The sequence below is a fragment of the Corallococcus sp. AB018 genome (assembly GCF_003986945.1).
Classification (GTDB): Bacteria; Myxococcota; Myxococcia; order Myxococcales; family Myxococcaceae; genus Corallococcus; species Corallococcus exiguus.
Genome location: NZ_RAWR01000016.1, coordinates 45,589 through 71,635, shown reverse-complemented (window position 1 = coordinate 71,635; position 26,047 = coordinate 45,589). Strand labels below are relative to the sequence as shown.

Below are 26,047 nucleotides of genomic sequence, written 5' to 3'. Positions count from 1 at the left end.
CGCCCGCCCTGTCCAGCGCCCCGAAGGCCGCGGCGTCCCAGGACGAGGCCCCGACCGAGTACGAGGAGGACGTCGAGGTCACCGCAGTGGGCGAGACGCGCGCCGAGCGCCGCCGCAAGTCGGCGGAGGCCGTGCAGGTCATCGAGCTGGAGCAGGCCAGCATGGAGTCCGCCGACCTGGGCACCGCGCTGGCGCGCACGGAGGGCGTGGACGTGCGCCGCACCGGCGGCCTGGGCAGCACCGCGCGCATCTCCATCGCGGGCCTGTCCGATGATCAGGTGCGCTTCTTCATCGACGGCGTCCCGCTGGAGTTCGCGGGCTACGGCCCGGGCCTGGCGAACGTGCCGGTGAACCTGGTGCAGCAGATGGAGGTCTACACGGGCGTGGTGCCCATCCGCTTCGGCGCGGACGTGCTGGGCGGCGCCGTGGAGCTCGTCACCGACCAGGACGTGCGCGGCTCGGCCGTGGCGGGCTCCTACGAGCTGGCCTCCTTCAACATCCACCGCTTCACCGCGAGCGGCCGCCACTACCAGGAGTCCACCGGCCTGCTGGTGCGCGCGCACGGCTTCTACGACGACGCGCGCAACGACTACCCCGTCAACGTGGAGGTGCCCAACGACCTGGGCAAGCCCGTGCCCGTGGAGGTGCGGCGCTTCCACGACGGCTACCGCGCGGGCGGGGCCAGCGTCGAGGCGGGCTTCGTGGACAAGCCCTGGGCGCGGCGCCTGCTCATGCGCGGCTTCATCAACGCCGCCGGCCGCGACATCCAGAACGACGTCAACATGGAGGCCGCCTACGGCGAGGTGACCACCGCCGACGGCTCCGCGGGCGCCACGCTGCGCTACGCGCAGAACCACGACCCGGGCGTGAGCGTGGACGCGGTGGGCGGGTACACGTTCCGCCGCAACCGGTTCCTGGACATCGGCTCGTGCGCCTACGACTGGTATGGCCGCTGCTTCCTCACCCTGCCCCAGCCGGGGGAGATCAGCGAAGGCGGCGCGGAGCGCTACGTCAACCAGCACACCGCGTTCGCGCGGCTCAACGCCGCCTGGACGCCCGTGCCCGGTGGCGCGCACACGCTGCGGCTCGCGGTGTCGCCCACCTTCGTGGCGCGCTCCGGCGAGGACCGCCGGCTCCAGGCGAACAACCAGCCGGATCCACTCACCGCGCCCCGCGGCGTCACGTCCCTGGTGTCGGGCCTGGAGTACCAGCTCGATGCCATTGACGGGCGGCTGCAGAACATCGCCTTCGTGAAGGACTACCTCCAGGACGTGCGCGCGCAGAAGCTGCTGGCCAGCGCGGAGTTCATGGACCTGGGCCGCACCGCGCACGAGTTCGGCCTGGGTGACAGCCTGCGCTTCCGCATCACCCCCGAGCTTGGCGCCAAGGCCTCCTACGAGTGGGCCACGCGGCTGCCGCGCCCGGATGAAATCTTCGGCGACGGGAACCTCATCGTCGACAACCTGGAGCTCCGGCCGGAGACCAGCCACAACTTCAACCTGGGGCTGGGCTACGCGTCCGAGCCAGGCCGCGCAGGCAGCTTCCGCGCCAACGTGAACGGCTTTGCCCGGCTGACGGATCAGCTCATCATCCTGATTGGCCAGGGCAGCTACTTCACCTACCAGAACGTCTACGGTTCCCGAGCGCTGGGCGCGATGGGCTCCCTGGGGTGGACGTCTCCGGGTCGCTACCTGAGCCTGGATGGCAACGCCACGTATCAGGATCTGCGCAACACCTCCGGCGAGGGCAACTACGCCGAGTTCAAGGACCAGCGCATCCCCAACCGTCCCTACCTGACGGCCAACGGCAGCGCGCAGGTCCGCGTGTCCGGCCTGCTCAAGTTCCAGGACGAGCTGCTCGTCACGTGGCGCACGCGCTACGTGGACGACTTCCTCCTCTCCTGGGAGGCGCTGGGCAACGACGACAAGCTGGGCATCGATTCACAGCTCACGCACGGGCTGGCGCTCACCTACGTCATCCGCGACATGTCGACCCGGCTGAGCTGGACGTTGGACTTCCAGAACATCACCAACGCCCAGACCTACGACTTCTACGGGGTCCAGCGCCCCGGGCGGCTCATCGCCGCCAAGTTCACGCTGGAGCGCTGAACCATCGCGTTCCTGTTTTTCGCCGCACCTCCACCCCACTTGAAAGGGAAGTCCTTTGACGCCTTCACCCTTCCTCCGCACCTCCGCGCGCCTGCTGCTGGCGCTCTCCCTCGCCTTCACTGCGGCCGCCTGCAACGACGACGACGACAACACGCCGGACTCGGGCACCAACACCGACGCCGGCACCGACGCGGGCACGACGACTCCGCCGATGTACGCGTTCGTCGCGCAGGTCAGCGTCGAGGGCAACCCCCAGAGCTACGTCATCCTGACGGAGACGTTGGATCCGGCCACGCCGCTGTCCACCGCCAACGCCACGCAGATCAACGGCCGCGCGCTGGGCTCCGGCATCACGAAGTCGGGCGCCATCTTCGTCTCCAGCAGCGCCGGCGCCACCGTCACCCGCTACAACCTGACGGCCAGCAACACGCTGGAGAAGGCCGGTGAGGTCACCTTCGCGGGCAAGGGCGTCACCACCATCGGCGAGTACCAGAACCAGTTCCAGTTCGCCTCCGAGACCAAGGCCTACTACTTCGACGGCCGCAACTCGCAGGTCATCATCTGGAACCCGAAGGACATGACGCTGACGAACAGCATCTCGCTGCCGGAGCTGACCATCGCCGGGAGCTCGACGACCTTCGCCTCCAACCCGATCCGCGTGGGCACCAAGGTGCTGATGCCGGTGGGCTGGCGCGCGGGCGCGGCCGTCACCAAGCAGGCGGGCATCATCGTGGTGGACACGGCGAACGACAGCGCGGTGCTGGTGAAGGATGACCGCTGCGGCTACGTGCGCGACGGCATCGTGGGCACGGACAACAAGGTCTACCTGGCGACGGAGGCGTACGGCGCCGCGGAGAAGCGCGTGTCCGGCACCAACTCCAGCGTGCCCACCCCCTGCCTCCTGAAGTTCGACCCGGCGACGAACAAGTACGACACGAACTTCTTCAAGGACCTGGGCACGCTGACGAACGGCGGCGCCACCGGTTCGCTGCTCGCGGGCCCCAACGGCACGGGCTACCTGCGCGTGCTGGATGAGACCGTCTACCCGGTCGCGGTGGACACGAACGCGCGCGTCCTCGCGAGCGCCGTGGCCTGGAAGTGGTGGAAGATCGACCCGGCCGCCGGCACCAACGCGACGCTCGTGGACACGCTGCCGGCCAGCACGGGCAGCTCGTTCCTGTATGAGATGAACGGCCGCACGGTGTTCAGCGAGTTCACCAACAACAGCGGCACCACGAACTACCGCGAGCTGTCGGACCTGACCGGCAACCTGGTGGCGACGCACCAGGGCCTGTCGTTCTCCTTCCTGCAGCTGCGCTAGTCGTTCCTGAAACATCCGGCCCCCGGGATTTTCGAATCCCGGGGGCCGTTTCATTGCGGGGAACTCACGTGCACATCAGCCACGAGCACTTGCCGGACTGACACTCGCGGCCCGCGGAACACAGCGAACCCTTGGCGCGCTTGTTCACACACTTGCCGTCGTTCGTGCCCCAGCCGCAGAACTGGTTCGAGGCGCAGTGCGAGTCGGCGGAGCAGGTGCAGACACCCGGGATGTCGCCGCAGTTGTCCAAGGCGTTGCACAGGCTGGACTTGCACTCCTGATCAAAGCGGCACGTCTCCGACACCAGCTTGGTGCTGGGGGCGTAGGCCTTGCCGCAGATCTTCGGGAACGCCGCCTCACGGGTGGCCTTGGCGACGTAGGGGTCGACGCCGCCGGTGTCGATGTCGTTGGCCGCGTCCGCCATGCCGGTGCGGGTGCCGTTGGCGCGCTCCCACATCCGGATGAAGTTCTCCGAGGAGCCCTCCAGGCCCGTGGTGTTGACGCCCAGCTGCTTCAGGTCCTTCACCACGTCCGGCAGGAGGCCCACGTGGGCCAGGCCGTACACGTCGAAGTCGGTGCCCAGCGGCGGCGGGCCAGAGACACGCTGCTGCTCCTCCTGCGCGTCCGCCTCCGCGTGGAAGCCCGCGGAGCACGCGCCGAAGTCACCGAAGCGCGGGCGCGTCTGCTGGATGAAGCCGTTCAGGTCCGCGCCGAAGCCCATGTTGACCTTGAGGCCCTGGCGGCCGAACTCGTACGCCTGCGCGAGCGAGCGCGTGGAGCCCTGGCAGTTGTTGGCCACCGGCGTGCGGTTGTAGTTGCGCGTCTCGTCGTGCGCGGTGCGCAGGCCGAACATGCCGCCCGTCTGACGCACGTAGCGGACCACCCACGACGGCGTCGTCTTCTCGTTGGAGGCCAGGTCCGGGTTCATCACCTCGCGGAAGTGGCCATGGGAGATGAACAGCGGGTAGTACGTCTGGCCCTGGGACAGGGCATAGGCGTCCTGGACGCTCTTCTCGGACATGTGGGCCATGTCGATGAGCATTCCCTTGTTCATCATCTCCTGGACCAGCAGCTTGCCGTCCGCGGTGAGGCCCTTGGTGTTCTTGCAGTTGGCGTCCACGTCGAAGCCGAGCGTGAAGCCGTTGCCCGTGAGGCCGCAGTCCGTGTCGATGTGACAGTTCTCCAGGAACTGGGCCACCTGGAAGATGGCGTTGTGCGGGGCCGCGCCGCCAAAGCGGTTGTCCAGCTGGTGCACGGGCTGCAGCGAGCGCACGCCCAGCGAATAGACGCGGTTCAGCTCCGCGCGCCAGTCCTTGGTGCCGAAGAGCTTGCTGGACTCGATGGAGAGCACCATGGCGAGCTTGCCCTGCGCGATGATCTGCCGAGCATGCGCGGGCGACAGGGCGATCTCCGCCCAGTCCGTGCGCGCGTCGAAGTCGCGGGCCATCTGGAGCTGGACATCCACGTCCATCATCTCGTCACAAGGGCGCTTGAGGTTCTGGTACGGCAGCGCCTTGCAGAGGAACTCGTTGCTGACGAGCGACACCATGACCAGGGACATGCCGCCCTGGCGGGCCTTGTTCAGCCAGCCCTCCCACGCCTGCTGATGCGCGATGGTGTCCCAGCGCGGCCACTGGGTGGGCGTCTCCATGCGGCCCAGGTGCAGACCGGTGTCGCCCTGGGTGCCTTCAACCTGGCCGATGATCTCCGACGCCACCGCGCCGCCCACGCCGAAGATGTCGGACAGGACGGGGATGCCGCTCAGGTTCACGTTGCCCGAGTTGGGACAGAGGTTGAGCATGTTGCTCAGGTCCATGCGGACACGCGCGTGGTCGCTCTCCGGCATGCCGCCGTCACAGCTCGCCAGCGTGCCGGTGTGACTTCCGTGGAACCACCCACCGCCGAACGCCTCCTCGGCGAACATGTGGTGGTGCATCTCCGCGAAGCCGCTCACCGCGAGCGGCTGGGCCGCCGCCACGGGCGCCTCCACGGGGGCGGCAGGCTCGTCCGTGACGGGCCCGCAAGCCAGCGCGAGCGACGTGGCCGCGAGCAGCGGTGAGAACAAATACCTTGAGACAATTCGGGAGCGACGCGACATGCAATGCACCTCTCTGGGGGGTGGGGCACACTGGGAGTATCAGCCCCGGTTCCAGCTAATCAATGCTTGCGGCCTAAGCGCGGTGAGGCATGACATTGACGCGACGCGCAACGCGGGAGGGTTGTCACATGCCCGAGACGTGACCATGTGTGCCTCATGGAGGCCACCGACACGCTCCCCGACTCTGCGCTACCGGAGCTGCTGAAGCGCGTGGGCTTCCGGCGGCGGCGGTGGGGGTTCGGCTCGGCCACCCAGCTGCTCTGGAACAGGGTGGAGAGCAACGCCTCGCTCCTCGAGCTGTGCCGGATCCGCCAGGATCTCACCGCCGAGGAGACGGCCATCCTGCGGCAATGCCAGGAGAAGCTGGAGGCCGCGCGGTGGTGCCTGGACAAGCCCACGGGGCGCTGGTCCTTCTCCTTCTGGGAGCTCATCCATGAGGTCGACGGGCTGCTGTTGCTGGTGATGCCCGCGTCCATGCTGGTGCCCCGGGCGCTGGAGATCCAACAGCAGTTCGAGCGCCGGGTGACCGACTCGCGGGCCCACCTCTGGCTCGGCGCGGACAGGGCGAGCGGTCCCCTGCCCCGGAGCGTGCGCCAGCTCACCCGCGTGGACGAGCCCGGAAGCGTTGCTCCCCCGCCCCTCGACGCGGAGGAGTCCCGCTACTGCCGCAGCGTGCTTCGCGGGGCGCTCGACACCGTCAACCAGCAGGTGGACAAGACGTTCTGGCAGCTCTCCATCAATGTCACGTTGCAGGTCTTCAGCACGCTCCTGCTGCTGGCGGTCTTCGTCATCTCCTTCGTGCTGCTGACGCGGGAGTTGATCCAGACCTGGCCCGGGGAGCTGATTCCCCGGGGCCTGCTCCTGGTGGGCTTCGCGGGGGCCTCCGGGGCCATCATCTCCAACATGCTGTCGAAGGAGCGCTTCGTCGTCGCCACGGGGGCAACGGGCCGCTTCTTCGCCTACCACCTGATGGTGAAGCCCGTCATCGGCGCGTTCGCGGCGCTGATGCTCCTCTTCCTGGAGCAGTCCCGCATGCTGCTGTCGGTGGACACGCGGACGGGAAGCACCGGGGTGGACCCCAGCCCGGCCCTCTTCCACATCGTGGTGAGCGACAACCAGGCCGTGTTCTTCACGTTGATGGCGCTGGCGGTCGTCGCGGGTTGGTCCGCGGACAAGCTCCTGAGCTCCATCATGGACAAGGTGCTGGGCCGGCTCCTCGGCCAGTCGGAGAAGGTGCTGCCTCCGTCCAGCCCCGCCAGCACGCCGCCGCCTCGCACGCCGGCGCCGCGGTGAGGCTCAAGCGGGTGCGGGGGCTTCGTGGCGGGGCACGGACCTCCGGGCGAAGCGGGCCAGCGCGGCCAGCAGCTCGTCCGCCATGTGCAGGGCGTTGGGGCGCCAGGGCGCGGTGAAGCGCGCGTCCATGCTCGTCTGGCGGATGTTGGACAGCCACTCGTGCACCACCCGCTCGGAATAGCCCGCGCTGCGCGCCGCCTCGTGCAGCAGGGAGTATTCGCGCAGCAGAAAGGTGGAGAACGTGACGGGGTCGTCCGCGCCCAACGCGATGGGCACCGGCGGGGGGGCGTTGTCATCCGCGCGCGGGGGGTTGAGCCGCAGGATGGGGTGGTTGCGCAAGTCCATCATGTTGCCGATGAGCAGGTTGCTGGACGGGTTCACCTCCACGACGGTCCCCCGCGCGCCCACGTGCCGGCGCATCGCGTCCTGCACCGCCCGGAGCGCGTCCACCTCCGACGCATCCAGCGGGATGTCCACCAGCTGCTGCCCTCGCTGGAACACGCGCTCGTCCTCCCGGTAGGCCACGAGGAGGCCGCGCACCTGCTCCGCGTTGAGCACCCGGCTCCAGTTCAACCGGCGGAAGGTGCGGCTGAAGGCATCCAGTCCCACGCCGCCCTCCTCCCGCGCCAGCGGCGGGCGCCAGAGGTTGTGCAGCACATGGTGCGCTTCGGCCAGCACGTGCGGCGCGATGCAGTCCCCGAAGACGGACTCGGACAGCTCGCGCAGCATGTTCTCCACGCGCTGCGGGCGTCCGGGAGGTGCCTCCGCGGCCAGCGCCGGTGGCAGCCGGTAGTCGCCGTAGAGGCGCCACTCGAAGACCAGGTCCCACAGGCGGTCCTCGGCCGGCATCATCACCGCGCCCACGGACTCCGCCCACATCCCTGGCTCCACGCCCAGCGCGGTGGCATGGCCCAGCCGTCCTCCCGTGCGGTCCAGCAGGTAGTGCATGCTCTCGTAGATGCGGCGCAGTCCCTCCATGAGGTGCCGGTAGTCCTCGCCCACGTGCGACGTCAGGCGGAGCGGTGGAGCGCCCCGGGCCTCCCGCCTCGTCGCGGCGCGCGCGGCCCCCCACCGCACGTAGCGGTAGAGCGGTGCCAGCACCCACGTGGGCACGCTCAGCTCATCCGACGCCACGTCCAGGCCCCGCACCAGCCAGAGCGACAGTGGCACCGCCCGAATCAGGTCCACCAGCGCCTCCACCTGCACCGACTGCGCGGCAAAGTAATCGGAGAACCGTCCGCCCAGCCGCACGCGTCCCTCGGGCACCGGCTCCGCGTACGTGCCCATGCCGTGCGCGGGCGGCTGCCCCTGCGTCCAGTGCCGGCCGGGGTCCCGGGCCTTGATGAGGTGCATCACCACGCCGAACTCCGGCGGGCGCCCTGCGACGGCGTGCTCTCCCGTGCGGCCCAGCACGCCCCGCCATGACTGCGTGAGGGAGGCCAACTCCTCCGCGATGCGGATGGGGTCGTTCGCGAGGCTCGTGCGGACCTCCAGCGCGGCGATGGGTTGGTCGCCGCCCGCCACCGCGTAGGACACCTCCGCGCGCACGGCGCGCAGGGGCCGCTTCATCGCGGCCGGACGGCCATAGAAACGGATGAACCACTGGAGGCCCGCGGTCAGCGGCCGCTGCACGTAGGCGCGGTAGCTGATGCACCGCACGCGCTGGACCTGCCAGAAGAGCCGGTCGAAGTGCACGTCGTGCTCGCCCGCGCGCTCCAGGCGCCCCAGGTGATTCAGGCCCGCGCGCACCAGCCAGCGCTCCCCTCCGTTGGGGCTGCTCAGGCGCAGCCGCAAGGCCACCGGATCACACCGCCGCCATACTTCATCGAGCGTGGCGGGTGGGTCGGTCACGTTGCGGGCCGCCAACGGGTGGAGGTCCTCGTAGAGGCCGCGCAGCTCATCCAGCGACGGGAGGATCTCCCGCCGGCCCCGAGAGAGCGCCTCCAACGTGCGTGAGAGCACGCGTCGCCGCTGCGGCAGCCATGCCTGGGATTCCGAGAGGCCGCGCACGAAGTCCAGGAGCGAAGGCGTCTCGCGGCGCAACAGGACCTCCGCGAGGACACAGCGGGTCACCGCGGTCGCCAGCAGCCAGCGCAGCATCACCTCGCCTTCGTCGAAGGGAAGGCCCGGCCCCGTCAGGGTGCTCGGATCCAGGCCCGCGTCTCCCACGGAGGACAGCAGCGACGCCCACAGGAGCGGGAAGTCCATGCCCGCGCCGACGTGGTGGTGCACCTCCGCCACGCCGCGATCCAACAGGTGACGCACCAGCAGCGGCGGTTCGATGTCCACGCGCGTGGGAGGCGGCTCCACCGGCACGGCCGCCAGCAGCAGATCCTCCGGCATCGCGAAGGTGAGCCAGCGGTAGTGCGTCAGCGCCTCCACCGCCTCCGCGCCCGTGCCCTGGAAGATGACGGTGACGCCGGGCCTGCGCTCCAGGTGCGTGTCCGCCAGGTTCCGCAGGTAGTGGAACATCGACACGCCCTTGCGCGGAGCCTGCCGGTGGCTGGCGTGGCCTCGCGAGGGAAACCAGAACGCGTCGCGCACGGCGATGATCCGATCCAACGACCAGCCGCTGGCGTGCTCCGACAGGTTCTTCTCGCACTCGCGCCAGAGCGCGCGCGTGGGGCCGCCGGACTCCGCGTCCAGCGACGGCACCAGCTCCGTCACCGCCGAGCGGAAGGCCCCGAGGCTCGTCAGTGGGAAGCTGGCCACCTCGGCTCGGACGTAGGCCTCAGGGACACGGCGTGGGGCCAGGTTTCCCGGGGGTGGGCGTGCGCCCTCGCGGCTCACGGATGCTCATCCGGGGACGTGGGGGTCAAGCGGTGCGTCATGCCCAGCACCACCCCCGCCAGCGGATCCCCGTCGTGGTCCACCACCGCGAACCACGCATCCACCAGGGTGTCGAGCCAGCCGTAGTACGTCTCCGACGCGCGCCCACCACCCGCGCCGAGCGCCTGACGGAGAGACTCCGCCGCGCTGGAGCGGTTCACCGCGTCGCGCACCCGCTGATGCCGGAATGCCGCCAGCCGGGGCGCCTGGGTGCGCCAGTCCTTCACCAGGAGGTCCCAGCCGTCATTCGGACTGGCGACACCAGACGGTTGGCGAAGCAGGCTCCGCGCATCGACGGCGAGCGCGAACTCCGGCAGCACCTGGAGCGGCAGCATGTCGCGAAGCCAGACCTGCGCCGTCCAGAGCCGATCATACCCGGCGCTGTGCTCACGGATCCGCGTGACGAGCTCCGCCACCGTGTCGCGCACCCACTGTTCATAGCGTTCCAGCGCGAGGGTCAGCCGCGAAGCCTTCAGCACGGAGACGGTGCCCTGGCGTTCATCGCCCCAGTTCCACCGGCCCATCGCCATTCCGGACACGGAGCAGATGTTCTCCACCCACGCAGCCTGGATGAAGCGCGCGCGCAGGGTGGCGTCCTCCCCGTCCCCAGCGGTGAGGAAGCCCCTGGAGAGTCGCACCAGGAACGCGCGCCACTGCGCGGTGAGGATGGCGAACTCGATGAAGGTGTTCCACGAGGGGGGCGTCCACCAGAACGCGGCCTGGACGAACGGCTCGCCGCGCGCGCGGCCCGACCAGAACTCGTGCACGGTGGCGATCATCTCCGGACTCATCTCGAGCGCCGTCACGTCCGCGCTCAGCACGCGGGGCCGCTCGAAGAGCATCAGCACGTCATGCAGGACCATGAACCAGCCGGCGACGTTCGCGGGCAGCGGCGCTTCGCGGCCGGGTTGCTCCAGGTCCTCCAGCACCAGGACCACCTCGTGGAAGCGGCGCAGGTGCACCTCCGTACCCAGCACCCGGGCGTGCGCGCCCGTCCCGTTTCCACCGGGATCGCGCGGCGGCGCCTGCAGGACGCCATGGAGGCTGGTGCGCTTGGAGCGGCGGATGGGCTTGCCCGTCAGGTCCAGGCAGACGCGGCCCTGGTCGTCCTGACGGAGGATGCGGTGGTGCAGTTGCTCGCTGGCCCAGGCCGGCAGGTCGCTCTCGTCGATGGCGTTGCGGAGCATCTCCGAGGCGATGCGGACCACGGACTCACCCTGCTCCGGCGCGGCCCCGGTGGTGGGCGCGGCGGAGCACATGACCTCGCGCCGGACGGCGTGCCACAGGTCCTGCAGGGTGCGCGCGGGCAGCGTGAGCGCGAGCCTCCCCACGTGGTGGAGGAGCGGCTCGTCCGGGCGCGCTTCGGTTTCGCGGGCCTCCGCGTCGTCATTGCGGAGGGCTTCGCGGTAGCAGCGCGCCACGTCGGGCGCGAGGCGGGCTTGCAGGTCGAAGAGATCCGCGAAGGTCTCCAGCACGCGCGACTCCGTCCGCTTGCTGGCAGGGAGGCGCATGCGCCGCAGCAGCGAGCCCAGCGGCTCACCCCGCCCGTCCACGGGGAAGCGCCAGGCCTCGTGGGGTTCCACCAGGTCCAGCGCGATGCGGTAGCTGGGCGGCAGCGCGCGGCGCAGCGTGGTGGCCGCCTGGCGCCGGGCGATGGCGAGCGTCTCCTCCTGGCCGCGCGCACCGATGCCGGCCTGTCCGGAGATGATCAGCTCCTTCTGGAAGGAGCGCTCCATGAAGCGCTGGAACTCCTGGTGTCCGGCGGCCAGGACGAACCAGAGGTGGCGGCTGGCCACCATGCGCGTGAGCTTCACGATGTTGTAGAGGTGCTCGATGCTGCGGTCCACGTTGTCGATGGGCAGCACCAGCAGCACCTGGTCACCGCCGGACGCGCCGAAACGCGGCATGGACAGCGTGCGCGCCACGTCCTCCATGGCGTCGGCGAAGCGCGGCTGGAAGTTGGCGTAGATCTCCGACGCGCGGATCTGCTGCTCCGCGCGCACGCGGGCATCGGTGGTGGACGGGATGTCCTCCCACATGAACGACGCGTCGCGGATGAGGTGATCCAACTTCCCCCACGTCTCCTCCGCGCCCTCTTCCAGGATGGAGGACGCCCACCGGGAGGACTCGCCGCGCGCGCCCTTCCCGCGGCGGGGTTGATCCAACGCGGCCCGCACACGGACCAGCAGCGTGGCCAGCAGGTTCGCCTGCGTCGGGACGGGTTCCAGGTCGAGCGGCTCCAGCCAGAGGATGCGCCGCTCCAGCCGTTCGAGCGTCCGCGACAGAGCGGCCACCTCCGGACCGGGCGCCCCGCGCACGAAGGACTTCCAGTCCCGCAACGCCTGCACGGCGCTGAGCAGAAGGGTCGTCTTGCCGCAGCCCCGGGCGCCGGAGACGAGGAGGCTGGTGGAGAGGTGTTCAGTGCTGGCCGCGTCCGCGCTGCCCTCGCAGGCCGCCTCCAGCCAGGAGAAGAGCTCCCGGAGTCCCTGGCGGGTGGGCGTCAGCAGGTCGTCCCAGGCGAAGGCCTGCGCCTCCGCCTGGGGCGTGGGCAGGTACGGCTGACCCGCCTCCGGGGCATCGTGCGGTGTCGTGGCCATGGCCCCGGAGGATGGGCGGGGGACACCGCCGTGCGAATCGCCCTGGAGTCAGGCGGGATGTCGCAAGGTGGAAGCAGCGGGAGTCACCCGGGCGCGGCCCCCACGACGACTCCCACCAATTCCTCGGCGCCCAGGAACTCGTTCTTGAGTGGGAACCGGAGCATGGCCTCCATCTGCTGGAACAGCGCTTCGCCGGAAAGCTGCTCCTTGCGCCAACGAGCCGCCGCGAGCCGCAGGCTAGTCTTGTATTGCCCCGCCAGGATCCATTGGCGCATGGCGTCCAACCGCGACAGTCGTTCCTCGTCGCATCCCTTGCGCAGCCCATCCACCGAGGTCAGCACCCATTGTTCGTTGATGTTCAAGGCCGGCAGGTGGCGTTGCGCCCGGACGTTCTCCGCCAGCAATGAGAAATGGCGTCGGGCTTGCTCCGCTAGAACGCTGGCGCGATCCCTGCTTCGCGCCACCTTCTCCCCCTCCGTGAGGCCCTCCTTCTGCGAGTGCTTGAAGAGCAGGTCCAGCCCGGCGACATCCGCGATGCGCTCCAAGCCGCCCTCGTCCATCTCCCGCCAAAAGCCCCAGTACCACCCCAGCCGCGTGGCGATGACGGCCGGCAGCCGTGAGACCGTCGCCGCGCGCCTTCCCGGACGCAGTGCCCGGATTCGCGCGTAGCGCGCGGGGTCCATCTGACGAAGCGACAGGATGCGCTCCGCATGACGGCCCAAGGCGTCCATTTCGTCATGCGCCTCGGCCTTCTCCAGGGCCTTGCCTGCGTAGATGTCCAACACCCCTTCGACGTCCGGACGCTCCTCAAGCGGGAGGATGTGACTGTCCTCTCCGAAGACCTTCAAGAACTCCTGGATGCGTCGCCGGAGGACCTGCTCGAGCCCGAGGTTGGATTCGAGCGCGCGCTCCGGGAGGAAACTGGAGATGTGGATCTCCTCGTTGAGGCTGCCAAGGCGGTCGATACGGCCTGCCCGCTGGATGAGCCGCACCGGGTTCCAGTGCAGATCGTAGTTGATGAGGGTATCCGCATCCTGGAGGTTGATTCCCTCGCTGAGTGCATCGGTGGAGATGAGCAGATCGATCTGCCGATCCCGGGGAACCTCGGAGCGGTCCAGCGCCGGGTTGGCACGCGGGGCGAAGCGGCGTGCGATATCGCGCACGTTGCCGCTGCTCCCCGTCACCTTCGCCACGACGCCATGCTCCGGTCCCTGGAGGTGCGCATGGAGGAATTCGGCCGTGTCGGCGAACTGGGTGAAGATGAGGGTCCGGTGCATCTTGGGAGACCGAGCCGCCAAGTAGGCTTTCAGCCGCGTCAGCTTCGCATCGGTCCCGGGCGCCTGTTGCTGCATTGCCGAGCAAAGCTCCTCCACCCGATCCAGATCCGAGCTCAGCGCGTTTCGAAGGCGGTCGACATGGAACATCCCCGAGGGCATCCGATCCCCGCCCGGCACCAGCTCCCCCTCGTCCTCGACGTCCGAGGCGATAAAGACAAAGCCCTCCCGCAGGTTCTCCAGCGCTCGCTGAAGCCGCGTCCGCAAGCGCTCCAGTGAAGCCCGGAATGCCGCTTCGCTGGACTCCAGGCGCTTGAGCAACAAGACCTTGAACAGCCCCCGCAGGCTCTGTCCCGCCTGGCGGAAGCCGACGATGCGTGAGTCATCGCGGTGCATCTCCAGCACATAGGCCGCGAGCCCATACAGCGGATACTCCATGCTTCCCAAGCGCTGGATGATCCGGTCGTACAGGCCCGTTCCGTACGTATCCTCGATGCGGTAGCGAAGGCACTGCTCGGGACCCGACACGCGCTTGGGAAAGCGGATGGGCACCCAGTCATAGCCACCGGTAGAGCGCTTCACCGGCAGCTTCGCGTCCCGATAGTGGTTCTGGATGAAGCGACGGGTCCTGCGCACCACCACGTGCTGGAGCACGTTGGTCAGCGATTCCCTGCCTGCCTCCACGCCCTTGAAGAAGTCCTCTAGGGATTCCCCCGGGAACGGCAGGCGCGTGAAGTTGTCCGGGAACAGCTTCAACTGCTGCATCACGTCCCTGGGGTTGTTGTTCTGCGGCGTCGCGGAGAGCAGCAGGACCTGCCGGCGTGAGGGCAGTTCGTTGGGGTGAAGCCACTCCCAGATCCGCTCATAGCGACGTGTTGTCGGGTTCCGGAAATTGTGGGATTCGTCCACGACAAGCACCTGCCTCTGGCTGAACTGGGGCAGGTCCTCCAGCCGGCCATGAGAAAGGGTGCGGAGGTTGACGCCGAACTCCTCCCCCAGGGCCTGCCACGTCGGGCACACTGCGGGTGGCGCGATCACCAGGGCGTGCCGGTCCATGGAGTCCTGCAAGAAGCGCAGCAACGCCATGGCGATATAGGTCTTCCCCAGGCCCACCACGTCCGCGAGGAAGACGCCACCGAAGCGTCTCAGGATTCCCTTGGCCTGCTGATAGGCCGCCTGTTGGAAGGTCGTCATCACTTCCAGGAGAGGATTGCTGTCGCTCAAATCGGCGCCCTGCAACATCTCCAGGAAAAACTCTGAAAGGACCTTCAGGTACAGCGTGTCCGCGTCAATCAGCGCGCCGGCCCAGGAACTCTCCAGAAGCGCCTGGACCTCCTTGGAGATGTCCTCGGAGTCCGCCGAACGAAGCCGGAACCATTCACGCGCACGGCTGTGCATGTCCCCTGCGAGCATCAGGTCCAGCTCCGCCCCCGGGGCCCGCGCCATCGTGGCCCGGGTGATCGGCCCCGCGGGGACGAGACTTCCGTCTGGCCGGCTGATGAGCCTGCTGAAGAGCGGTCCAGGGAGGTGATGGAGGACGCGCGCCTCCGCGGCTGCGAGCTTTCGAATCCAGGCATGGATGCGTGACTCCCACTCCATTGTCTGGGGGAGCCCGTCCACCTGTCCGCCGAAGGACTCCAGGAGCGCATTGCGGAAGGCATGGGAGGCCCGGGCTGGCAGGCCCTCATGGGGTGCCCGCGCAAGGGCGGCGTGCCCGAGTGGCGGCGATGCCAGCAGACCCGGCGCCGACAAAAGGAGGTCCATGCGTGACTCGGCCTGGAAGATCTCCAGGATGTCAGTGCGCAGCTCCCCCGCTGAAACCAATGTCGATCTTTCGAAATCCGTCGTGATCATAAATCGCGATCCTGCTTCAACCAGGCACTCATCGGTACGGCCAGGAGTGAGACTTCAGGTGGAGGAGGCTCCGCTGGCTTGCTCGGAGGAACGCCCAACCAGACCGTCATGGGTACCTCCAGGATGGAGACCTCGTGCAGCCCAGGCACGATGCCCCTTCCGGTGCCAGGCCTGGCGTCCACGAGGGTCCCCGCGTCAACAAGCTCAGGCGAAGCGGGCTCTGGAACGGGCGGAGGCGCGACCTCGGGGAGCTGCTCAAGAACGGTTGCCTCCGGAATCGTCGCCAGGACTTCGGTCTCGAAGCCCAGGGCGCGCAGAAGAAGGGGATGCCAATTCCCATCCACGGAGAGTCCTTCGTGCGCCATAAAGAACCGGACGGGCGTCGTGGCCGCGACCATGCTCGGCCACTCCCTCCACGCCGGGGATGAGAGCGGAGGCGCGAATCGATTTCCCCCCCGCTGCCCCTTCTCTCCGAGGGGCAGCCAGGACCACCCAGACGGGGCGCCCTCTCGGGGAAAGGACTTCCACCATCCCGCCAGGGCTTCCACCAACCGTGCGCGCGCGAGTTGAAGCCGCGCGCTGTCACCGGGGAAGGCGCGTTCCATCGTGACGCCGAGTTGCTGGCGGGCCTGTTCTCCATCCTCGGGGAGCCGGGTGGAACGGGGGCCTTCCAGCAGCCGCACGAAATCCAGGGGGCGGGAGCCTGGATGGTGCAACGCCGCCATCAACGCCTGAACCGCGTCGTCGGCTTCCCGGGACGCGCGCATCCCGATGATCATCATCAAGCGTGCGAGGTACATCCGCAGCAACCGGTCCCGTGCGGCGCGCTCTGCCCAGAACTCCATGGCAGCGGGGGCCGGCCCTCCCACCGGAAGCGACGGCAGGAAGACCGCCCCGTCCGGAGTGAGCAGGCCCGTGGTGAACGCACCTGGAGATGTCCGCACGCATGGAAGACGTGCGGTCCCCCCCCCTTCGTCAGGCAGGGGGACCGGCGCGCCAGGGACATTGCCCCTCTCGGCCTCATCACGATCGATGGTGGGGGGTGCCAGGGGCAGCACTTCATAGACAGAGGGAAGGCGTTCGACCGGGTGCTCGACGAAAGCATCCGTGCCCTCGGGCGCGGTCCTCCACCCATCCATCCGGAATAGGCCTGGCACCACGGAACGCAGGCCGGGCCCGCGTGTCAGCGGCCAGATGCGGACGAGGAGTGCGGCGAGGCTGGATGGCTCTTCCTGAGCTGTCTCCTGATCCAACGGACCAAACAACGCCTCGACGGCGTCATGAAACGACGAGCGCGCTGTTTCGGTCAGCAGGCGCACGCCGGATGCGCGCAGTGTCGCCAGACGGTTCGATGCGAAGCGCACCAGGTGATAGGCCTCGGTCAGGGGCGAATGGACCAGCGACGGTGTCCCCCGCGGCATCCCGGTCGGGTGGAAGACGTTGGGGAGGACGGGGAGCACCGAAAGGAAGAATCGCCCTGTTCCGTTCTGCTCGCTGAACGGCCCCAAGCGTTCAATTTCCCCCAGACCGCGAAGCAGGGGCTCACGCTCCTCCGCGGACAGCGGCCCGCCCAGACGCCTCTTCGCGGCGGCTCCCGGCGCTTCCTTGAGGAGGTTCTGTCGAAGTTGATGCTCGATGCCCTCGGCCCCGGAGCGCGCCTGCCGAGCCTTCACTTCGGCGACGGTCCAGCCAAGCAGACAGGCCACGATTTCAACCTTCCATGGATGGATCACCGGCTCACAGAGCTTCATCACGGGAAGCGTGCGCCGCGGCCCAGATGCGGACCGCGGAATCACCGGAGTTCCACAGCCCTGCGTCTCGGGATTGCACATCTCGAAGGCACGTCGCCACCCACGGATGCGGCCGCAGCCGCAAGTCCACCAGATGGGTGAGTCCGCTTCCTGTTCGTATCCTGTCCCCCAATGACGCACCCGTGGGAGCGCAAGCGTCTTGAGCGCTGTGTCGCGGCGTCCCTCTCCCTGGACGCGGACGTGCCCTTCACCGGCCCAGACGGGGGGCTGGAGGGCAGCGGCTTCGAGGACCTCCGCGAGGCGAGGCAGAAAGGGTGGAAAACCTCCTGCCCATGCACGCTCGGCCTTCGCGAGTCGAGCGGCGTCCGCGGGGCTCGCGGCTACCCACCACAACCGCTCCATCGTGGACAGCGCGGGAGCATCTCCCTCCGCCGGCATCCCTTCGCCATCCCGGGCGCGAAAGCGGAGCCGCCGGTCGGGTTTTTTGATGGGAAGAACCGGATCAGGAATCCAGAGGCATGTCCCACGAAGCAGAGTCGCCGCCTCCAGCAACTCCCCCGATCTTCCATCGAACCAGGGCTCAGCCGTGGGCGTATCTCCGAGCGTTGGATCCTCGAGCACGAATCGCGCGGGATTCCCGTCGGAATCGTAGGGCGCATCCTCCTTCGACAGCGTGTCGTGAAAGGGAACGACCCGCCCGTCCGGCAGCACCAGATGCCCCCAGGGAGACGCCGGTGGCGTCAGTCCCACGATCAGCGTGATCCGCCAAGCCATCCCCAGGCCGGAGCGATCCCGCTCCAGTTCCCGCCGGACATCAATGACTGTCCCTTCGACCCCTGGCGGAACGAACCAGCGCTCCTTGGGAATTGGCAGCTTCGGAGGCGCCCAGACCGGCACGTCGTCGGGCTTCGTCTCGTCCTCAGGCACTGGCTTGCCGGTAAAGACCGCTTCGGCCAACAGCCAGGAAGCGTGTCCATGGACATCGCGCCCTGTCTCCAATGGTTCCTTCGAAGGCTTCGCCCAGAGGCTGACGGGCGCTTCCAGCCATGGTTCTCCTGCCTTCACCTGGCCGCCACGAGTGACCTTGACGTGAAAAGCGTGATTCCCCTCCGTGTCCAACAACAGAGGGATGCGAACCTGGACTTCCCGAAGCTGCCGGTCCACCCGTGGAAGCGGTCCTCCCGCGACCCAACGGGCCAGCAGCGAGGGGCCCCGCACATGGAGCACGCTGCTCCCTTCCGGCAGTGGAAGCGCATTGAGGGCGATTTGCGCCGCGCATTGAAGCTGTCCAGCGGGAAGCGAAGCGAATGCGGACAAGCCACAAGCAATCCAACCTCGTGCCCCAAAGCCTCTTGCTCCTCCAGCCCGCGGATTCACTTGGGGAAGCGGATCCGTGGAGACCCGCAGCCTGTATTGGCCCGATTCATCCGGAATAGGAAGAGCCAGGTCGCCACAAGGCGTCAACCGAGCGGCAGAGACAGGAAGCCAATGGCTTGGCCGGAGGTGCGCGGACACATCCGGACACGCCCAGGCGGGAGGGCTCCCTGCCTGCATCACGGAGGCATTCCTCAGGATGGGAAGGCGCTCATCTGGGGATGTGCCATGGGACGCGGGATCGAGGATGGCCTTGAGGAAGAGCTTGCTCGTCAGCAGCAACCGGTCATCGCGGCCCGCGAGCCCACGAAGCAGCCCCGGCAGGGCTTGCGGCAGCTGACGAATGTCCTTGTCGTAGGCATCTAGCCGAATGGCCACGCCGAGCAGCTTCCGGTAGACGGCTCGTTCGAGCAGCGCACAGAGACTCCCTCCCGCCAATGCTCCCAACTCCGTCGCCCCGTCGAACCGCCGCATGGGAGAAGAGATCGTTCCCACGTCCTTGAGCAGGTCCTGGGTGGAGACGAGTTCGAACGCGGCTTCGTTCTCGCGAGGCCCCTCCTCTTCCTCGGGAGTCAGCAACTCCTCTTCAGCCTCTTCGAGCCCTTCCTCAAGGAGTGACTCCTGGCGCAGGACATTCTCCGACAACGTCAGCAGGCCCTGGCCCAGGACCTTTGGCACCCAGCGGTACCACGAGCCATCCAGCAAGAGGCGGCCGCGGTCATCCACCTCCGGAATGGCTGCGGGCAATTGGATGGGAATGACCTGTCCATCGTCACAGACCAGTTCCAGTTCAAGCATCAGCGGGCGGAGCCAGGTCTTCCCCGTCCGAACCGCGTCCACCTCCGATTGCGGTGCATCGAGTACATAGCCGCGGTAGCAGAGGCGGCCCGTCTTCTGGGCGAAGGTGAAGGGAAGGACCATGCGCAGCGTCCGCTCCAGCCCCCACCAGACTCGTGGCTGCTGCCGGGAGGCACCGCGCTCCTGCAGGAAGGCCCTTCGTTCATGGGCAACGAGCCGTGACCAGGAGACGCCAGGCGGAACCGGGAGGTCCCCCGGCACCGACACTTCCCACGCACGAGAGACTTCCACGGGAGAGGCGCCAAGTGCGTCCTTCAGCCGCCGGACCAGCGCGAAGCCATCCTCTCCCCCTCTCAACCGCAGGAGATCCATCCGCTTCAGCCAGATCAGCAGGTTGTCTCGAAGCTCGCCCTCCTTCGAAGCGCCCACCATCTGGCGGGTTCTGGGCGGAACACCCACTCCATCACCTTCGAGTCGGAAAGCGAACTGACATGCGTTCCAACCAGGAGCAATGGCAATCACCAACCCATAGGGATGCCTGCGAAACACAGGTTGGAAGTTGGAGCCGAAGGGATATGGAAAGACGAGCTCAGCGAGCGACACCATGAAGTCATCGTGTCGCGCGATGGTGCGGAGCCTTCGCATGACCGCCGTGGAATCAAGGCGGGGCGTTTCATCCACGGCATGCGGTTCGAAGCGCAGGTGCGTCACGAACAGCCGGGTCAACAGTGATGCGGCGGTATCGCCATCGTCGCATCGGGCCAGTGCGTCCAGCAGGGACAGGAGTTCACGTCCACGGGGAATGCTGTCAACCCATGCAGCGCTATTCTCGAGCGGGCTCCACTCCACCTCGCCGGAAGGGGCCGCGGGCGCCTCCAATCGCTCTGTTTTCGGAGCGGGTGGCGTGGGCACAGGAGCCGGTGCGGGTGGAATGGATTGAAGCCTGCCTACCAATGCGGCGACGAGCGCGATGTCAGGGGCGCCTAGGTCCGCCCACTCCCGCAGCTCAAACCGCTGCCGCAGCAAGATGGCCTCATGGCGAAGCGACGACTGCTCCAGCGTCGAAAGCAACTGCTTCACGATGGTGGAAGCAGACGACTCCTGTTCACCCGGCATGAACCGCCCCCAAGCGGGCAATGCCATGCCCGCTACCCGATTGGATCACAGCATCAGGAATTGCGTGAAGCTGGGGGCGATCTGTCGACGACGCTCCGGCCTCATCCTGCGGAAGTCAGGATGAGGAGTCCCACCCCATAACGGCATCAAACCCCAGTTGCACTGGCGGAACCATCCCGCGAATGGGGTATTTACTCTCCGTTAGCGAGGCCGTGACCGGCAGTCCGCGCCGCTCACGGGTCGTAGCAGGGACCGCACTGGCGGACCTCGACGGTGGACCACTCCGCCGCGGGGCACTGCGTGGCCAGCTCCAGCGCCTCCTCGCGCGTCTTCACGTCGACGAGGAAGAAGCCACCGATGATCTCCTTGGACTCGGTGAACGGCCCGTCGCTGAAGCTGAGCTTCCCGTCGCGCCGCTCCACACGGATGCCCTCCGAGTCCGAACGCAGGGAGTCCGCCGCCTTGAGGATGCCGCGCGCCTGGAGCGACGCCCCGAAGCCCCGCATCCGCTCCATCCGGTCCGCCGAGACGCGCTTCCCTTCCGCCGCCTGGGGCATCCCGCCCTCGACCTGCCTCACCACCAGCATGTACGCCATGGCCTGCTCCTTTTTGGGACGCAGCCTATGCCACCGGTCCCACGCGACCGCTACTACCCTCGTGGTCACGGATACTTGGCTTAGAGCGGATATCCTTGTCAGCCCTGTTTGCGAGGCTGACGACCCATGCGTACATCCCGAATCTCCCTCCCCCTGTTGCTGACCCTGACGGCGTTCAGTGGCTGCCGGAACGACGACCCGCCGGCGCCCTCCCCGCTCAAGGCCACCCTCCACCGCACGTCGTACGGCGTCCCCCACATCCAGGCCGACGGCTATCGCAGCCTGGGCGCTGGCATCGGCTACGCGCAGGCGCAGGACGCGGTCTGCATCCTCGCGGATCAGTTCCTCAAGGTCCGTGGCGAGCGCGCTCGCTACCTGGGCCGGGGCCCGCAGGACGCCTTCCTCGAAAGCGACTTCACCTACCTGGGGCTCGCGCTGCGGACCCGCGCCGAGGCCAGCTTCGCGGAGCAGTCGCAGGACCTGCGCGACCTCGTGCAGGGCTATGCCGCTGGCTACAACCAGTACCTCGCGGATGTGCCGGCCGCTCAGCGTCCCGAGCCCTGTCGGGGCGCCGCGTGGGTGAAGCCCATCAGCGCGTATGACCTGATGGCGTACCACCTGGACCTGTCGCTGTTCGACACGCTGATCCCGCTGCTCGGCTACGTGGGCAACGCGCAGCCTCCGAGCGCGGAGACGGGAGGCGAGCGGCTCCAGTCGAGGCCGCTCGCGCTGTCGCCGCGCAAGGATGAGCTGGGCAGCAACGGCTGGGCGCTGGGCCGCGAGAAGACGGCCAGTGGCCGGGGCATGCTCGTGGCCAACCCGCACTTTCCCTGGGAGGGCAGCCTCCGCTTCCACGAGAGCCACCAGACGATCCCCGGCAAGCTGGATGTGTACGGCGTGTCCCTGCTGGGCGTTCCGGCGATCAACATCGGCTTCAACCGTGACATCGCGTGGACGCACACGGTGACGGCGTCGAGCCACCTGACGCTTTACCGGCTCAAGCTCGTGCCGGGCGACCCCACGGCGTACGTCTATGACGGGACGACGCGCCGCATGACGTCGCGGACCGTCACCGTCAACGTGCGAGGGGCCGACGGCGGCATGACGCAGGAGACGCGCACGTTCTGGCGCAGCCACTACGGCCCCATCCTCGCCGGCCCCGGCGCGGATTGGACGGACGAGACCGCGTACACGACTCGCGACGCGACCGAGGACAACCCGCGCTTCGCGGAGCACTGGGTGCGCCTGAACACGGCCCGAGACATCGGCGAAGCCGCGGACGTGGAGCGCACCGTGCGCGGAGCGCCCTGGGTGAACACGCTCATGACGAGCGCGGACGGCGATACGCGCTACGTGGACGCGTCGCGGGTCCCCTATTTGAGCCCCGCCACCGTCGCGGCGTATCGCGACTCGCTCGCGTCCACCCCGGACGCGCCGGTGTTCGCGTCACTGGGGCTCGTCCTGCTGGACGGCAGCACGTCCCGCGACGAATGGGTGGGCCTGGACAGCGAGTCGCAAGGCCTGGTGCCGACCACCGTCATGCCGCAGCTTCGCCGCACGGACTTCGTGATGAACGCGAATGATCCGGCGACGTTCTCCAACCCCGCCGCTCCCCTGCTCGACCTGCCCTTCCTCTACGAGATCTTCGGGACGCGCGGCCGCATGAGCACGCGCTCGCACATGAACCTCACGCTGATCACCGAACAGGGTGACACCGCGGCGGCCGGGAGCGACGGGCGCTTCACGCGCGAGGAGGCCGAGCAGGCCATCCTGAGCAACCGCACCTGGGTGGCGGAGCAGTTGCGCACAGCCGTGGTGCAGCGCTGCCAGGGCGCGGAGCCCATCGTCGTCGAGGGCGCTCCGGTGGACATCGCCGAGGCATGCCAGCTGATTGCGGCGTGGGATGGCCGGCTGGACCTGGACCGCTCGGGAGCCATCGTCTGGCGTGAGTTCCTGAACGGCTTCAACCGCTCCGACCTCGTGGACAAGGGCGCCCTCTTCGCGCAGCCCTTCGATCCGGCCCGGGCGGCGGTGACGCCGGCGGAGCTGGTCCCCGCGCCGGAGTCCGGCGTGGATCCGGTGAACCAGAAGCTGGCGGAGGCCGTGGCGCTCCTGGGCAAGGCGGGCATCGCGGTGGGAACGAAGCTGGGCGACGTGCAGTTCGCCTGGAAGGAAGACCGCAAGGTGCCCCTGCACGGCGGCGCGGCCTTCGAGGGCGTCACCAACGTCGTCGGCTATTCCGGCGCGAACGCGACGCTGCTGCCGCAGTCCCAGCCGCAGGGCCCGCTGCTCTCCCCCGGCACGGGGCTCACGCCGGAAGGCTACCTGGTCGACTTCGGGACCAGCTTCCTCATGGTGATGGAGTTCACGCCGGAGGGACCCAAGGCGAACGCGGTCCTCTCCTACGCGGAGTCCAGCGACCCGGCGTCCCCGCACTTCGCGGACCAGACGGACCTCTTCTCCAGCAAGCACTTCCGTCCCGTGCGCTTCAACGAAGCGGACATCCTCGCGGATCCGGAGCTCACGACGCTGGAGCTGACCGTCGACGCCACGTCGAAGCTCGAATAGCGGAGCATGCACAGGTTGTGGGTGAAGTTCTCGTGCACAAGGGGGAGCACCCACCATGGAACCCACGACCCGAGCCACCGCCCTCCTGCCCGGCCAGGTGGTCGTCTCGCTGAACTTCGACGACTGCCTGGCTTCGCAGCTCATCGCGGCCTCCGCCATGGAGGCCCGTGGCATGCGGGGGACGTTCTTCATCAACAGCAGCAGGCTGGGGCAGTCCGGTCGCCTCACGCTCGCCCAGGTGCGCACGCTCCGGGACAAGGGCCATGAGATTGGCGGGCACACGCTGACCCATCCGCACCTCACGGAGCTTTCAGCGGACAACCAGCGCAAGGAGATCTGCAACGACCGGGTCGCCCTGCTGAACGATGGCTTCCGCGTCACGTCCTTCGCCTATCCCTTCGGAGACAAGGACGCGACCACGCGGCAGATCGTCGTCGACTGCAACTACAACTCCGCGAGGGAGAGCGGCGGACTGAGGACCTCCTCCACTGGAAGCAGCCCGGCCGCCGAGCCCGTGCCTCCCGCGGACCCGTACGCCATCCGGACCAACGGCTCCGTGCAGGCGACCACCACGCTCACGGACCTGAAGAACTACGTGCTGCGCGCCGAGGAGTCAGGCGGCGGCTGGGTGCCCATCGTCTTCCATCACATCTGCGGGCCGTGCGACCCACCGCAGACCTATTCCATCTCACCCGCCAACCTGACGGCGTTCATCGACTGGCTGGCCACCCGCGCCTCGCGAGGCACCACCGTGGCCACGATGGACGCAATCATTGGCGGAGTGCTCAAGCCCCCGGTGAGCTGGCCCCCCGCGCAGCTCTTGAAGAATCCGTCGCTCGAAGCGGACAGCAACGGCGACGGGACCCCGGACTGCTGGCAGCGCGGCGGCTTCGGGAACAACACCTTCACGTGGAACCGGACGTCGGACGCTCACGGAGGCAGCTGGGCGCAGCAGGTGCGCATCACGCAGATCACCGACGGAGACCGGAAGCTCATCACCCGTCAGGACGACAGCAGCTGCACGCCCACGCCGACCACGGGACATCACTACCGGATCACCGCCTGGTACAAGGCCACCACGCAGGTGCGGTTCAAGGCGTACTACCGCACCAGCGCGGGAGCCTGGACCTACTGGTCCCAGGGGCCACTGTTGCCCCCGAAGAGCAGCTACACCTTCGCCGAGTGGACCACGCCCGCCACGCCCTCCGCGGCGAAGGCCCTCAGCGTGGGCCTGTCCATCGACCAGGTGGGCACGCTGACGATGGACGACTTCACGCTCGCCGACATGGAGGCGACCGCGTCCGTGTAGGGCCTCAGCCTTCGAGCTGCTCCGCCGTGAGGCATCCCGCCGCGAGGTCCAGATCCTCCAGCGGGATGCGCTGGATGTGTTCGCGGGGCTCGTCGACCTTGTCGCGGTACTTGCCCGAGCCGCTCTCGTAGGTGACCCAGATCTCACCATCGATGATGTTCACGCCCTGGGCGTAGGGGTCGATGAGCCCGTTGCCGATGTCCACCCGATTGTCGATGTCCGCCGAGAAGGTGTCCTCGGTGGACGTGAACGGCTGGTAGATGAGCTTCTTGTCGCCCGTGGTGAAGATGATGCCGCCATCGACGACGGTCATTCCCTGAGCGCGGTCCGGAGCGCGGATGGGGCCCTCGCGAGAGTCCTCGATGAGGGCGCCGGTCTTCTCGTCGATTTCGTACCGCCAGACGGCACCTGCCTTGCCATCGCCGTCCTTGCTGTAGCCACCGATGTACGCGTAGCCGTCCTTCACGGTCATGAAGCTGCCGGCGGAGACCAGTCCGATGCCCGTGGCCGGATCCGTGAGGCCTTCAGGCTTGGGGACATCCATGACCTGGGAGGGCATGGCCTCGCGGCACTCGTTCTGGGCGGCCTCGATCTCCTCGCGCGTGTAGACGTAGATGTGGTCCGTGTCGGAGACATAGACGTTGTCGCCATCCGTGGAGACGCCGCCACCATGGCTGGGAGGACCCGCGGGAGGCGGGCCACCAAGCACCGCCTGATGCGTCTCCTTCCCCGAGTCCTTGTCCTGCACCGACAGGAGCACCCGGTGGTCGTCGTTGTAATAGGTCGTGAGCACTTCACCGCGCCCGGCGTCGTAGCCCTGTCCCTGCGGAGTCCATCCGGCGTCCAGGTGGATGAACTCAGGGCCGGCCCTCTCCCCCTTGCTCGCCTTCGTCAGCGGCGAATCCACGCTCGCGGCAGCCGCGGCCGACGGAGTGTTCCCGTAGCCGCTGAGGTTCACGGGGCTGGCCTTCGCCGCGTCCACACCGTCCTGGAAATACGGCGCGGCGGAGGGAGGAGGCGTGGGCGGAGCCGGAGGAACCGGAGGCTTCGTGACCGCGGCCTGGATCGTGGTGACGACCTGGCGGATGAGGGAGCTGATCAAGGGCCTGCCTCCAGTTGAAGGTGCTTGAGGGCATGAATCCTACACGGCGGATTGGTTGC

General features: G+C 68.1%; 12 protein-coding genes. 5 read left to right on the top strand and 7 right to left on the bottom strand.

The features are described 5' to 3' along the window. Both mxcH and D7Y11_RS05950 read left to right on the top strand, forming a co-directional pair. On the top strand, nt 1-2,108 hold a 2,108-nt coding region (gene mxcH / locus D7Y11_RS05955; protein ID WP_126933222.1), incomplete at its 5' end, for a TonB-dependent siderophore myxochelin receptor MxcH. A 55-nt stretch (nt 2,109-2,163) separates the two neighbouring features. Next, nucleotides 2,164-3,429: a hypothetical protein gene (locus D7Y11_RS05950; RefSeq protein WP_126933221.1), complete on the top strand. Its 1,266-nt coding sequence runs from the start codon at nt 2,164-2,166 to the stop codon at nt 3,427-3,429. A gap of 64 nt (nt 3,430-3,493) precedes the next feature. On the opposite strand, the gene D7Y11_RS05945 is transcribed toward D7Y11_RS05950, so the two are convergent. Then, the gene (locus D7Y11_RS05945) at nt 3,494-5,527 is read right to left on the bottom strand and encodes a membrane dipeptidase (RefSeq protein ID WP_120578633.1); all 2,034 of its coding nucleotides are present in this window, start codon (nt 5,525-5,527) and stop codon (nt 3,494-3,496) included. Nucleotides 5,528-5,683: 156 nt separating this feature from the next. Here D7Y11_RS05945 and D7Y11_RS05940 point away from each other — a divergent pair, with 156 nt between their 5' ends. Continuing rightward, nucleotides 5,684-6,820 (top strand): hypothetical protein, encoded by a 1,137-nt coding sequence (locus D7Y11_RS05940; protein WP_126933220.1) that lies wholly within the window; start codon nt 5,684-5,686, stop codon nt 6,818-6,820. Between the two features lie 3 nt (nt 6,821-6,823). Here D7Y11_RS05940 and D7Y11_RS05935 read toward each other — a convergent pair whose 3' ends face one another. The 5 genes from D7Y11_RS05935 to D7Y11_RS05915 all read right to left on the bottom strand — a co-directional run bounded on the left by D7Y11_RS05935 (nt 6,824) and on the right by D7Y11_RS05915 (nt 21,009). Then, nucleotides 6,824-9,532, bottom strand: a complete 2,709-nt coding sequence (locus tag D7Y11_RS05935) for a hypothetical protein (RefSeq protein WP_126933219.1) — start codon at nt 9,530-9,532, stop codon at nt 6,824-6,826. A gap of 74 nt (nt 9,533-9,606) precedes the next feature. Next, on the bottom strand, nt 9,607-12,246 hold the full coding sequence (locus D7Y11_RS05930; protein WP_126933218.1) for an ATP-binding protein: 2,640 nt from the start codon (nt 12,244-12,246) through the stop codon (nt 9,607-9,609). An 83-nt stretch (nt 12,247-12,329) separates the two neighbouring features. Next, complete coding sequence (locus D7Y11_RS05925) at nt 12,330-15,374, bottom strand: helicase-related protein (protein WP_126933217.1); 3,045 nt, start codon at nt 15,372-15,374, stop codon at nt 12,330-12,332. Beyond that, nucleotides 15,371-20,413 carry a hypothetical protein gene (locus D7Y11_RS05920; protein ID WP_126933216.1) on the bottom strand — a complete coding sequence of 1,681 codons (5,043 nt, stop codon included), beginning with the start codon at nt 20,411-20,413 and terminating at the stop codon, nt 15,371-15,373. Before D7Y11_RS05920 ends, D7Y11_RS05925 begins: the two co-directional genes overlap by 4 nt. A gap of 233 nt (nt 20,414-20,646) precedes the next feature. Continuing rightward, on the bottom strand, nt 20,647-21,009 hold the full coding sequence (locus tag D7Y11_RS05915) for a YciI family protein (protein WP_126933215.1): 363 nt from the start codon (nt 21,007-21,009) through the stop codon (nt 20,647-20,649). A gap of 126 nt (nt 21,010-21,135) precedes the next feature. Here D7Y11_RS05915 and D7Y11_RS05910 point away from each other — a divergent pair, with 126 nt between their 5' ends. Both D7Y11_RS05910 and D7Y11_RS05905 read left to right on the top strand, forming a co-directional pair. Next, a complete protein-coding gene (locus tag D7Y11_RS05910; protein WP_126933214.1) occupies nt 21,136-23,577 on the top strand; it encodes a penicillin acylase family protein in 2,442 nt (813 codons plus the stop codon). Nucleotides 23,578-23,632: 55 nt separating this feature from the next. Next, nucleotides 23,633-24,886 carry a polysaccharide deacetylase family protein gene (locus D7Y11_RS05905; protein ID WP_126933213.1) on the top strand — a complete coding sequence of 418 codons (1,254 nt, stop codon included), beginning with the start codon at nt 23,633-23,635 and terminating at the stop codon, nt 24,884-24,886. 4 nt (nt 24,887-24,890) lie between these two features. Here the strand turns inward: D7Y11_RS05905 and D7Y11_RS05900 are convergent, their stop codons facing one another. Further along, nucleotides 24,891-25,988, bottom strand: coding sequence for a hypothetical protein (locus D7Y11_RS05900; protein WP_126933212.1), 1,098 nt, complete (start codon nt 25,986-25,988; stop codon nt 24,891-24,893). Nucleotides 25,989-26,047 lie beyond the last annotated feature (59 nt).